The organism is Sphingomonas hengshuiensis (assembly GCF_000935025.1).
Classification (GTDB): Bacteria; Pseudomonadota; Alphaproteobacteria; order Sphingomonadales; family Sphingomonadaceae; genus Sphingomonas; species Sphingomonas hengshuiensis.
The window spans coordinates 1,496,418-1,507,417 of the sequence record NZ_CP010836.1 but is presented as its reverse complement, the minus strand read 5'-3'; the positions used below and the strand labels follow the sequence as shown (position 1 = coordinate 1,507,417).

The 11,000-nt window shown below is 66.9% G+C and carries 10 protein-coding genes and 1 tRNA gene; 5 read left to right on the top strand and 6 right to left on the bottom strand.

Features of this window, described 5'->3' with window-relative positions:
* Positions 1–179: 179 nt before the first annotated feature.
* The 4 genes from TS85_RS06645 to TS85_RS06630 are packed head-to-tail and all read right to left on the bottom strand — an operon-like array spanning position 180 to position 5,073.
* Positions 180–2,210 (bottom strand): alpha/beta hydrolase family protein, encoded by a 2,031-nt coding sequence (locus TS85_RS06645; protein WP_044331183.1) that lies wholly within the window; start codon positions 2,208–2,210, stop codon positions 180–182.
* Positions 2,211–2,266: 56 nt separating this feature from the next.
* The gene (locus TS85_RS06640; RefSeq protein ID WP_044331182.1) at positions 2,267–2,761 is read right to left on the bottom strand and encodes a DUF2497 domain-containing protein; all 495 of its coding nucleotides are present in this window, start codon (positions 2,759–2,761) and stop codon (positions 2,267–2,269) included.
* 37 nt (positions 2,762–2,798) lie between these two features.
* Complete coding sequence (locus TS85_RS06635) at positions 2,799–4,373, bottom strand: TolC family outer membrane protein (RefSeq protein WP_044331181.1); 1,575 nt, start codon at positions 4,371–4,373, stop codon at positions 2,799–2,801.
* 16 nt (positions 4,374–4,389) lie between these two features.
* Entirely contained in the window at positions 4,390–5,073 is a 684-nt protein-coding gene (locus TS85_RS06630; RefSeq protein ID WP_155006324.1) for a protein-L-isoaspartate O-methyltransferase family protein, read from the bottom strand.
* Positions 5,074–5,238: 165 nt separating this feature from the next.
* Between TS85_RS06630 and TS85_RS06625 the strand changes: the two genes are divergently transcribed.
* Positions 5,239–5,312 (top strand) — tRNA-Cys (locus TS85_RS06625).
* A gap of 89 nt (positions 5,313–5,401) precedes the next feature.
* Here the strand turns inward: TS85_RS06625 and TS85_RS06620 are convergent.
* On the bottom strand, positions 5,402–5,809 hold the full coding sequence (locus TS85_RS06620) for a glycine zipper 2TM domain-containing protein (RefSeq protein ID WP_044331180.1): 408 nt from the start codon (positions 5,807–5,809) through the stop codon (positions 5,402–5,404).
* A gap of 244 nt (positions 5,810–6,053) precedes the next feature.
* On the opposite strand from TS85_RS06620, the gene TS85_RS06615 reads away from it, so the two are divergent.
* From TS85_RS06615 to TS85_RS06600, 4 genes are all read left to right on the top strand, one after another.
* Positions 6,054–6,269, top strand: a complete 216-nt coding sequence (locus TS85_RS06615; protein WP_044331178.1) for a hypothetical protein — start codon at positions 6,054–6,056, stop codon at positions 6,267–6,269.
* Between the two features lie 78 nt (positions 6,270–6,347).
* Positions 6,348–7,778 carry a cysteine--tRNA ligase gene (gene cysS / locus TS85_RS06610; protein ID WP_044331176.1) on the top strand — a complete coding sequence of 477 codons (1,431 nt, stop codon included), beginning with the start codon at positions 6,348–6,350 and terminating at the stop codon, positions 7,776–7,778.
* Between the two features lie 77 nt (positions 7,779–7,855).
* Positions 7,856–8,608 (top strand): hypothetical protein, encoded by a 753-nt coding sequence (locus tag TS85_RS06605; RefSeq protein ID WP_044331175.1) that lies wholly within the window; start codon positions 7,856–7,858, stop codon positions 8,606–8,608.
* Between the two features lie 60 nt (positions 8,609–8,668).
* Positions 8,669–9,604 (top strand): D-2-hydroxyacid dehydrogenase, encoded by a 936-nt coding sequence (locus tag TS85_RS06600; RefSeq protein ID WP_044331174.1) that lies wholly within the window; start codon positions 8,669–8,671, stop codon positions 9,602–9,604.
* Positions 9,605–9,998: 394 nt separating this feature from the next.
* Here the strand turns inward: TS85_RS06600 and TS85_RS06595 are convergent, their stop codons facing one another.
* Positions 9,999–10,787: a sulfite exporter TauE/SafE family protein gene (locus tag TS85_RS06595; RefSeq protein ID WP_044335995.1), complete on the bottom strand. Its 789-nt coding sequence runs from the start codon at positions 10,785–10,787 to the stop codon at positions 9,999–10,001.
* Between the last annotated feature and the right edge of the window lie 213 nt (positions 10,788–11,000).

The following is an 11,000-nucleotide window of genomic DNA, read 5'->3' as shown; positions in this document are numbered from 1 at the left end:
TGCGGGAGGGAGCAATCGGGTCGGCCATGCCCCCGGCATGGCCTGAAAAGCGCGGGGCGCTTTTCACCCGATGCTGGGAGGGCCTTGGCGAGGGAGAGCCGGCACCGGCATAGCGAAGCGGCTACGTCGCCCCCTCCCCTAACCCCTCCCGCGGGCGGGAGGGGGACTTTAGGAGCGGATCACTCCCCCTTCGTATATTTCCCCATCCACCCCAGCACTTCGCGATACCATTGCATCGAGTTTTTCGGCTTGAGCACCCAATGGTTCTCGTCGGGGAACACGAGCAGCTTCGACGGAATCCCCCGCCGCTGGAGCGCGGTGAACGCCGCGATCCCCTGGGTATAGGGAATCCGGAAATCCTTCTCGCCGGTGATGACCAACTGCGGCGTCTTCCACGCCGCGACATGGTTCACCGGGTTCCATTTCTCGAACGCCTGCGGGTCCTCATAATAGGCCTTGCCGCCATGTTCCCACTCGTCGAACCACAGTTCCTCGGTCTCGTACGCCATGGCGCGGGCGTCGAACACGCCGTCATGCTGGACGATGCACTTGAAGCGATTGGGCCATTGCCCCTCGATCCAGTTCATCATGTACCCGCCATAAGAGGCGCCCAGCGCGCAGCTATTGTCGGCATCCAGATACGCGAACTTGTCGGTCGCGGCCTTCAGCCCCTTTTGCAAATCCTCCAGCGGCCATCCGCCCCAATTGTTGCGGATCGCGTCGGTGAAGGACTGGCCATACCCCGTGCTGCCGTGGAAATCGACCGAGACCACGGCATAGCCCGCGCCGGCGAACACCGCGGGGTTCCAGCGATAGGACCAGCTATTGTTGCTCGATCCCTGCGGCCCGCCATGGACGATGAACGCGATCGGCGCCTTGGCCCCCGCCGCCAGCGAGGCGGGGCGGACGGCATAGCCCCATACCGCGTCGCCATTGGCGCCGGTGAAGCGAAAGCGATCGACCTTGGGCAAGTCGATCCCCGCCAGCTTCGCGGCGTTGACGCTGGTCAGCCGTTCGGCCTTCTTGCCGCGCAACAGGTAGAAATCATCGGGCGCGGTCAGGCTGTTCATCGCGAACACCACGCCCTTGCCCGTCGGTACCACTGCCGACACGACGCCCTGCTCGGTCAGCCGCTTCACCTTGCCGTTTTCCGGATCGACGCTGAAGATCGGTTCTTCCTGCGTGTCCTGCGCGGTAACGTAGATCGTCCTGCTGTCGGGCGCCCAGGCGATCGACGCGACCGAGCGATCCCAGTCCTGCGTCAGCGCGCGGACCTGCCCTGTCGCTAGGTCGCGGAGCATCAGCACCTGGCGATCGGCCTCATAGCCCGCGCGCGCCATCGCGAACCATGCCAGCCACTTGCCGTCGGGCGAGACCGTGGGCAGGTTGTCGGTGCCCTTATTTTCCGGCGTGAGATTGACCGGCGCCGCCGATCCGTCGGCAGGCGCGGCGAAGATGTCGAGATTGGTCGACAGCGGCTCGATCCGCCCCGCTTCGCGCAGCGCGAAATAGACGGTCTTGCCGTCAGCGCTCCATGAGACTTCCTCCGCCCCGCCAAAGGGCTTGGAGGGGGTATCGCCGTCCAGGCTCGCCGCGATCGGCACCGCCGCCGCCGCGCCGCCGTCCAGCGGCACGACGAAAAGCTGCGAGCGCTCGCCATTAGCCCATGTGTCCCAATGTCGGACGAAGAGCTTGTCATAGACGCGGCCCGACCCGGCATTGGGGTCCTTCTTGACCATCGCGGGCTCGATCGTCGGCGCGCCCGGCTTGCGATCGGCCCAGACGAGCAGCTTCGTGCCGTCGGGCGAGAGCTTGAACCCGCTAAAGCCGCCCTGCGGCGCGAAGCGGCTCTGCGCCGCGCCGCCGGTGATCGCGATCGACTGGACGCTGTCCTCGCCGCCCTTGTCCGACTGGAAGAAAACCGTGCCGTCGGGGCCAAAGGCGGGGCTGGTCTCGTTCACCTCCGCCTCTGCCACCAGCTTCTCGGGCACTGCGCCCTTGGTCTTGAGGTCGAGCTTCCACAGGTCATAGCGCCCGCGATTGGCGGCGAGATCGGTCTCGCGCTGCTGCCACACCAGCCAGCGGCCATCGGGCGAAACAGCAGGCGCGCCGACGCGGGAGAGCGTCGCGACGTCTTCGATGGTGAGGTCCCGGGCGGTGGCGGGGGCGGCAACGGCGAGCGCGATGCCCGCGAGCAGGAAATGCTTCATGACGCCGGAATAGAGCAGAAGGACAGGAGGGTTACAACCGCCCCTGCCCGGCCCGATCAGCCGTTATTGCCGGTGATCCGGGTGATTTCGCGCGCGACCATCGATTCCACCATCTGCGGCAGATTGGCGTCGAGCCAGTCGCGCAGCATCGGCTTCAGCATCGCGCGGACGAGCCCCTCGAGCGTGTCCGATCCCGAAACCTCGGGCTTGACGACGATCCGCGACAGCGCCTCGAGCGGGCCGCGGGTCGCCTCTGCGGCGCGTTCGGAAACGATCGGCTCGGCGGGCGGCGGGGTTACGGACGGCGTCGGGGCACCCATCGGGATCGGCCTTTCCTCGGGCAGGGCGTCGGCCACCGGGTCGCTCAGCTCGAGAATCTCGTCGGCATCGATGCGATCCGCGTCATAGCGGGCAGCGCGCGGCATCGCTGTCGCACCCCTGACGCCCTTGCGCGTGCGCGCAGACACGGCGACATCGCCTTCCTCGGCGATGATGCGTTTGATGGACGAGAGAATCTCCTCCATCGACGGCTCCATACTGATGTCCCCCATCGCAGCGCCTTTCCGCTTACCGCCCCACAGCGTTCATTCAGGGATTTGTTACCGTCGTGTCAACTGATCGTTGCAACAGCGGATCCAGTTGGCCCGGCGCGACATCGGCCTTTTGCGGTGTCGTTCCTGCGGTGCGCGTACTCGCCGCGGTCGGTTCGGGATCGTTCGTCCAGTCGCCCCAGCGATTGCGCACGCGCTTGTAATTGGCCTCGGGATCGTAGAGCTGCCCGCCATCCAGGTCGAGCGCGTCCGCCTGCGCACGGCCCATCGCCGCCAGCAGCGTGAACCCCGCGACATAGGCGTCGCGCTCGGCAGTCACCAACGTCACCTGCGCATTGAGCAGTTCCTGCTCGGCGTTCAGGATTTCCAGGATGGTGCGGGTGCCGACGCTGTTCTCGGCACGCACGCCCTCAAGGCTCAACTGGTTGGCCTGCACCGCCACGCGCGACGATTCGATCACCCGCAGCGACGATTGATAGGAGGCCAGCGCCGAGCGCACCTGCGCGATCACGCCGCGTTCGGTGAAGGTCACCTGTTCGATCGCCGCCGCCTGCCGCGCCTGGGCCTGGCGGATCTGCGCCGCCGGGCGCCCGCCCTGGAAAATCGGCAGCGTAAGCTGTGCGGTAAGGCTGTTGGCAAAGCCATCCTCCGCCGTGCCGAACGCCCGCGCCTGGGCGCCGACCGATCCCAGATTGTTGTAATAGCTGTTGTTCACCCCGAGGCTGACCGTCGGCAGCCGACCGGCGCGCGCGACGCTGACATCATAGCGCGATGCGATCCGCGCCTTTTCGGCGGCGTCGAGAAACGGGTTGTTGGCAAGCGCGATCTGCTCGGCGCTCACCGGGTCCTCGGGCAAATTGGGCAGCGGCGGCGGCGGCGCGAGCACGCCGGGGGCGACCCCGATCACGCGGATATAGCTTTCCCGGCTGCCGATCAGCCGCGCCTCGACGGTGCGGAGCTGGCCCTGCGCCAGCGCCAGCCGCGCCTCGGACTGGGCGACATCGGTGCGGGTCAGGTCGCCCACCTCGAACCGGTCGCGCGTCGCCTGGAGGTTGACCTCCAGTACGCGCACATTCTGCTGGTTCAGCCGGACGATCGCCTCGTCCCGGATCACGTCGCTATAGGCAGTGACTGCCTGGGTGAACACGTCCGATTCGGTGCCGCGCAGATTGGCCACGCCGGCATCGACGCGGGTTTCCGCGGCGCGGATCGAATTGCGCACCGATCCGCCCTGATAGAGCGGAACCGACAGGTTGACCCCCAGCCGCGCGCTGCGCGTCGGCAGGAAAGTCGCATCGGTGTCGTACACGCTGTCGTTGATCGAGCCGGTGCCGCTTATGCCGGGAAGCGCGCTCGATCGGGCGATCGGCACATTCTCGTCGTTCGCGCGCTGGTTGGCGCGCTCGACGGCGAGGTTGGGGTTGGTGCTATAGGTTTGCCACAGCGCCTCGGCCAGCGTGGTCGTGGGCTGCGGCGGTGCCTCCGGCGCCGGCGATTCGCTCTGCACCCGGACCGTCGCCGCCGTGCCGTCGCGCGTCGTTCGGGTCTGCGCAACAGCCGGCACGGCGAGCGCCGTCAGGCACACGCCCAGAAGCAGAGTGGAAAATCGCATCAGATTCTTCTTCGCGTCAGAATTGAAAGGTCCGTAGGCGTCGGAAACCGGGTAGAATGGCACATTCGATATCGGCGAAATCGACCAGCCCGAAGCCGCCCTCGGTCCGCCGTCCGAGTGCGAGGCGCGTGACACCGCGATCGATCACGCCGGTGGCGACACGACCGCCCGGCTTGACCTGCGCGAGCAGCGCATCGGACACCTGCTCCACGGCGCCGTCGATCAGCAGCAGGTCATAAGGCGCGGCATCCGCCCAGCCCGCGTCGAGCGGGCCCTGGACCAGCGTAACCCCCGCCTCACCCGCCAGACCGCCGCGCGCGATCGCGACCAGCGAATCCTCTTCCTCGAGCGCGACGACCGACTTGGCCAGCCGGGCGAGCAGCGCCGCAGTATAGCCACCGGCAGCACCGACCAGCAGGACATGGTCGCCGGGCTGAACCGCCGCCTCGGTCAGCAACCGCCCCGTCGCCAGCGGCGAATTGTGGCGGCGACCGCCGACGAGCGGCAGCAACCCGTCGCGATAGGCCATCGCACGATGCTCGGGCGGCAGGAACGCCTCCCGCGGCACCGTCGCCATCACCTCGACCACGCGCGGGTCGTTGACGTTGCTGGTGCGCAGCTGACTGGCTACCATTGCATGGCGCATCGCTTCGAAACGGTTCGCTTCGACGGGCGCAGGATCGACCGAAAGGGCCATCATCACTCCGGGGTTGTGGCACAACCGTATTAGTTGCGCAATACACTTGTTGACGTCGCTGCGCTTCTATCGCGGCGCGACCCGAACGCCAAGCGAACCACGTGCGATTTTGAAACGATGTTGACAGCGGGCCCCTCGCCTGCGCATTCGGCGCGCCTCGCAGTCGGTGGCCCGATGGCGGAGTGGTGACGCAGAGGACTGCAAATCCTTGCACCCGGGTTCGATTCCCGGTCGGGCCTCCATCTGCCTTTCCGGCACCATAGGACTGCCCCATAGGATAAGGGCGCCCGCGGTTCCCGCAAACGCCCTTTGGACGGGTTTGGCCCCGCGCTTAGCGGCGGCGGCGGCAATCGCCCGAATCGATCTCGCGACCGGCCAGCGCGCCGACACCCGCGCCGATGATCGTCCCCGTGGTGCTGCGCCCGCGATACGAACTGCCGCGCCCGATCTCACCGCCCAGCAACCCGCCGGCGATCGCGCCGAGGATGGTGCCCGTGGTGCCGCTGCTGCAGCGGCGGTCGTCATAGTAACGCTGGCGATAATTGCGCTGGTCACGATAGTCGCCGCGATACTGGCGGGCGTCGCGATAGTCGCCGCGATAGCCGCGATCCTGCTGATAATAGCCGCGGTCCTGCTGGTAACCGCCCCGGCCATAGTCCTGCGCCGAAGCGGGGATTGCGGCAACGCCACCCATGGTGACAGCGGCGGCAAGAGCAGCGTTGAGAAACAAGGTCTTCATCGGTCTTCCTCCAGATCATGGGGGGCGAAGCCTCGCCTCCATCTGAAGACCGTTATGGCCGAGTCGCGATGCAGCGTGGCTGAACGCATCCGTTAGCTGCCGTTCACGTAAGCGCGACGGGCTATCCCATTGATTCTAACGGCTGATCGCTGCATCGGCACCTTTCGTCGCCGTCGTTTCGACCCGCGTCCGGAACAAAGCACGATTCTCTATCGTTATGGGGTTCATTACCGGGAGACGACGAATGTACGATTTCGGCATCCGCCAGGCGATTTCAGGATACCGTATGGCCTATCGGCCACAGGAGACGAACCACTGTCCGGGGTGCGGCAAGTCGCACTGGATGATCGGGCGACTGACCGCTGAGTGCGCGTTCTGCGGAACCGCGCTGCCGCTGATCGCTGGCGGCTCGATGGGCCAGGGCGCGCTGCGCTCACGCAACACCGCGCTCGCCGCCTGACCATCGGCGAGCGATCCCGGCTGCGCACGCCGGCATCGCCAAGGTTGCACTCGACGCAGGCCGCGCTATTCCCCCGCCATGTCTGGCGCCCCGCTCACCCTCTATAATTCGCTCACCCGCAGCCTCGAGGGCTTTGCGCCGCTCGATCCCGACAAGGGCGTCCGCGTCTATTCGTGCGGGCCGACGGTGTATAACTACGCCCATCTCGGCAATCTGCGCGCCTATGTGTTCACCGACACGCTGAGCCGGGTGCTGACATGGAAGGGGTACGCCCTCACCCATGTCATCAACATCACCGATGTCGGGCATCTGACCAGCGACGCAGACGCCGGCGACGACAAGATGGAGGCCGCGGCGCGCGCGCAGGCGACCAGCATCTGGGATATCGCCGCGCATTATACCGCGGCGTTCAAGGCGAACCTGTCCGACCTTAACGTCCGCGAACCCTCGCGCTGGTCGGTCGCGACCGATCACATCGCCGAGATGATCGACTTCGCGAAGAAGATCGCGCCCGAACATTGCTATGAGCTGGAAACGGGGCTGTATTTCGACAGCAGCACCGTGCCCGATTACGGCAAGCTCGCCGGGTCGCAGGACGACACCCGCGAAGGGCGGATCGAGGCGGTCGAGGGCAAGCGCCACCCGCAGGACTTCGCGATCTGGCGCAAATCGCCGCCGGGCGAACAGCGCCAGATGGAATGGGACTCGCCCTGGGGCATGGGCGCGCCCGGCTGGCACCTCGAATGCTCGGTGATGAGCCTCAAATATCTGGGCGCGCCGTTCGACATCCACACCGGCGGGATCGACCATCGCGAGATCCACCACCCCAACGAAATCGCGCAGAATCAGGCCTATTGCGGCTGCTCGGACACGGGTGCCCATTTCTGGATGCACAATAATTTCCTGGTCGATCGCGGTGGCAAGATGTCGAAGTCCAAGGGCGGCTTCACCACGCTCCAGTCGCTGATCGACGCGGGGGTGCATCCGCTCGCCTATCGCCTGCTCTGCCTCCAGGCGCACTATCGCAGCGAGTTGGAATTTTCGGCGGAGAACCTTGCGGCGGCGCTGACGCGGTTGAAGCGGCTGGTGATGACGGTGACGGCGCTGAAAGCGCGCGCGGAGGGCGATGGCGCCGTGCCCGCTGGATGGACGACGCGGCTCGACGAAGCGGTTTCCGACGACCTCAACACGCCCAAGGCGCTGCCGGTGCTCGACGAACTGCTCGCCGACAAGCGCACGTCGCCTGCCGACCGGCTGGCGGCATTGGCGGAATTCGACGCGGTGCTCGGGCTGAACCTGCTGACGCTGACCCGCGAGGACCTCCGCCTCCGCCCCGCCAGCGCCACCCTCACCCCCCAGCAGATCGACGACCGGCTGTTCGAGCGCAAGGCGGCGCGGGTCGCCAAGGACTTTGCGCTGTCCGACACGATCCGCGACGAATTGGCGGCGGCAGGCGTCGAGGTGATGGACGGCGATCCGCTCGGCTGGGACTGGAAACCGGCGCTGTAAGCCGCACGCGACGGAGCAAAACGCGCGCGCCGGGCGTTTCCGTTCCCCGCCCCTATGGGCGGCATCGGGAGACAAGCATGATTTCGAAAACCCTGCCGCTGGCCGCGCTGTGCGCCGCCCTGGCGCTGGCCGCATGCGGCGCGCCCGACTCCACCGACAATGCAATGGTCAATGTCGGCGATGCCGCCGGGCTGGGCGACACCCCCGACAATAGCGAAACGCCGCTGATCGAGAATCTCGACGCCGACACGACCGAAGCGGTCGCGGTGCCCGCAGTGCCCAAGCCCGCGGCCAGCGCGTCCGCCGCCGAAACCGCTCCGCTGACCGACGCGGCCAAGATCGAAACCGCGATTCGCAGCGGCACCGGCATCCAGCGCGTGCGCCACGGAGAGGGCTGGGCATGGACTCGCGGCGGCAAGGTCGTGCGCACCGCCGATCGCGACGGCGGCAACATCGCCTATTTCCGTCCCGACAGTGATCGTCCGTTCCTGATCCAGCGCGGCGACCGCGCCTTTGCCTATCAGGGCGACAAGCCGGTGCGCAGCTTCGACCGCGAGGGCCGCGTCCAGAAGCCCGACCCCGATCGCATCCGCGAGGCCGAAGAAGCGGGCCGCGAGGCCCGCACCCAGCGCGAGCACGCCGAGCGGGCGCGCGAGACGGCGCGGCCTGCCCCCGCCGCAACGGGCAACGCCAATCCGCGCGATCGCGGCGGGCGCGAAGACCGCGACGAGCCGCGGGGTCGCGCGACGCCGACACCCACGCCTTCGGCAACGCCCCGTGACCGTGGCGACAGGCCCGATCGCGACTCCGATCGCCCCGAGCGCAACTGAGCCGATACCGGCGGGCGCGGCGATTGATCCCGCCCCGCCCGCCGGGCTAGCGTACCGCCCATGAAAGCCGTGCTCCCCGCGCTCGCGCGTCCGCTGGTCGAACCCCATCTGCCCGATGGCATCGACGTCCATTGGTTCACTTCCCCCGAAGAGGCCGAAGCGATGGTCGCAGACGCCGACATCGGCTGGGTCGACATCCACCGGCCCGAGGCCTGGGCGCAGGCCGTGGCGGCGGGGAAGCGGCTTAAATGGCTGTCGACCATCTATGCCGGGCTCGATCCGCTCGACAAACCGGCGCTGATCGCGCGCGGCACCCGCGTCACCAATGGCAGCGGCGTCAACGCGCACACCGTCGCCGAATATGCCGTGATGGGCTGCCTGGTCGCCGCCAAGCGCTTCGACGAAGTGGTGCGGATCGCCGACACCCATGTCTGGCCCTATGACGCGCCGGGCAAGCTGGAGCTGTACGAAAGCCATGCGCTCGTCATCGGCTATGGCACGATCGGCAAGCTGGTCGGCGAGCGGCTGGCGGCGTTCGGCGTGACGGTCACCGGCGTAACCCGCTCGGGGGCGCCGGGTACGATCGGGCCGGATGCGTGGCGCGCGCGCCTCAGCGAATTCGACTGGATCGTCCTGGCCGCCCCGGCGACGCACGAAAGCGCGGCGATGATCGGCGCGGCGGAGCTGGCGGCGATGAAGTCCTCCGCCTGGATCGTCAATGTCGGTCGCGGCGCGCTGATCGATCAGGATGCGCTGATCGAGGCGTGCGAGAAACGCCGGATCGGCGGCGCCTTCCTCGACACCGTAACCCCCGAACCGCTACCCCCCGAACACCCGCTATGGACCACGCCCAACGTCATCCACTCGATGCATTTGTCGGGCCGCAGCCAGACGCGGATGTTCCTGCGCGCGACCGAGATTTTCGTGGAGAATATCCACGCGTTTATGGAGGGCAGGCCGTTGCGGAATGAGGTGGATCTGGCGGCGGGGTATTAGGGTACGCGCGGGCGGGACCTAGGGGCATGATGTTTGCTGTCAGTCAGCGACGTATGCGAACGAGTTAAAGCTGGCACTTTAACCTCGCGTTGCTCCTACAGCGCGAAAAATAGCGTGTCCGATCACTCTAACGATAAATGCAACGCCGACGATAATCGGCGCGATCCAGAGTATCTCTGAATCCCAACCCCAACCCAACCCGAATAGGTGATCTGCTCCCGTCGCAAGCCACATGGCGCAAGCGACAATTGCGGCCAACGACAAGCCGATGTTGAAGCTTCCGACGACCGACCGATAGTAGCTATCCAGTGCCATCTATGTCTCCAAGGTGAAGCTGGTTCGCACAGTCGCCATACATACGGAATGGCAAGATATGAACGCTTTGCCAACTTCCTCAGCCCGCCAACCCATTGCGTATCATCAGCACCCCGATCGCCACCAGATACACCCCGAACGCCCGCTTGAGCAGCGCCGGGCTCATCGCGTGCGCGGCCGCGACGCCCCAGGGCGCGGAGATCAGGCTGGTTGACGTGATCACCAAAGCGGCGGGCACGTTGACATAGCCGAGCGAGCCCCAGGGCAGGTCCGGCGCATGAAAGCCGATGATCGCAAAGCCGATCGCACTCGGCAGCGCGATGATCACGCCCACCCCCGAAGCCGTCGCGATCGCGCGGTGGATCGATTTGCCGCACAGCGTCATCACGATGATCGCGATCGTGCCGCCGCCGATCCCGAGCAGCGAGGAGAACGTCCCCAGCCCCCCGGCAATCCCCATCCGAACCATGCCCCCCGGCATCTCGTCCGACACCTGCCGCCCCGACAGGATCGGGAACAGGAAATGGATCGCCATGATCAGCACCCCCGTCCCGAAGATGATCGCGAGCCCCGGCCCCGGCACATGCGCAGCGAGCAGCACCCCCGCGCCCACGCCCGCGACGATCCACGGCGCCCAGCTCTTGAGGATATCGAAATCGACTGCACCGCGACGGGCATGGGCATGCACCGATCGCAGCGAGGTGGCGATGATCGTCGCGGCGCTGGTGCCGATCGCGACATGCGCCAGTTCGGCCTGCGACGCCCCCAGCAGCGGGAGCACGGCGAACAGCGCGGGGACGACGACAAACCCGCCCCCGATGCCGAACAGCCCGCCGGCAAAGCCCGCGAGCAGCCCCGCCGCCAGCATCGCCGACAGCGCCTCGATCCACGCGACCGCCGTCACGCGGGAATCCCCGACATTTCACATACGCGCAAATGAACAACCGGCACGAAACTCTCCCGTCTGGAGCTTCTTGCCTCCCCCGGTTCCCGCGATCGTCCGGTCGTGCCGTGTCGGCTATCGACGCGATGTCGCGGGTTTGTGCGTTCCGGCGCATGGCCGCGCCATCGTCGGGTCTGC

What these genes read in the sequence shown, in the direction of transcription:
- TS85_RS06645 (WP_044331183.1), bottom strand. Translation starts at nt 2,210, where the DNA reads ATGAAGCATTTCCTGCTCGCGGGCATCGCGCTCGCCGTTGCCGCCCCC.
- TS85_RS06640 (WP_044331182.1), bottom strand. Translation starts at nt 2,761, where the DNA reads ATGGGGGACATCAGTATGGAGCCGTCGATGGAGGAGATTCTCTCGTCC.
- TS85_RS06635 (WP_044331181.1), bottom strand. Translation starts at nt 4,373, where the DNA reads ATGCGATTTTCCACTCTGCTTCTGGGCGTGTGCCTGACGGCGCTCGCC.
- TS85_RS06630 (WP_155006324.1), bottom strand. Translation starts at nt 5,073, where the DNA reads ATGATGGCCCTTTCGGTCGATCCTGCGCCCGTCGAAGCGAACCGTTTC.
- TS85_RS06620 (WP_044331180.1), bottom strand. Translation starts at nt 5,809, where the DNA reads ATGAAGACCTTGTTTCTCAACGCTGCTCTTGCCGCCGCTGTCACCATG.
- TS85_RS06615 (WP_044331178.1), top strand. Translation starts at nt 6,054, where the DNA reads ATGTACGATTTCGGCATCCGCCAGGCGATTTCAGGATACCGTATGGCC.
- cysS (WP_044331176.1), top strand. Translation starts at nt 6,348, where the DNA reads ATGTCTGGCGCCCCGCTCACCCTCTATAATTCGCTCACCCGCAGCCTC.
- TS85_RS06605 (WP_044331175.1), top strand. Translation starts at nt 7,856, where the DNA reads ATGATTTCGAAAACCCTGCCGCTGGCCGCGCTGTGCGCCGCCCTGGCG.
- TS85_RS06600 (WP_044331174.1), top strand. Translation starts at nt 8,669, where the DNA reads ATGAAAGCCGTGCTCCCCGCGCTCGCGCGTCCGCTGGTCGAACCCCAT.
- TS85_RS06595 (WP_044335995.1), bottom strand. Translation starts at nt 10,787, where the DNA reads ATGCTGGCGGCGGGGCTGCTCGCGGGCTTTGCCGGCGGGCTGTTCGGC.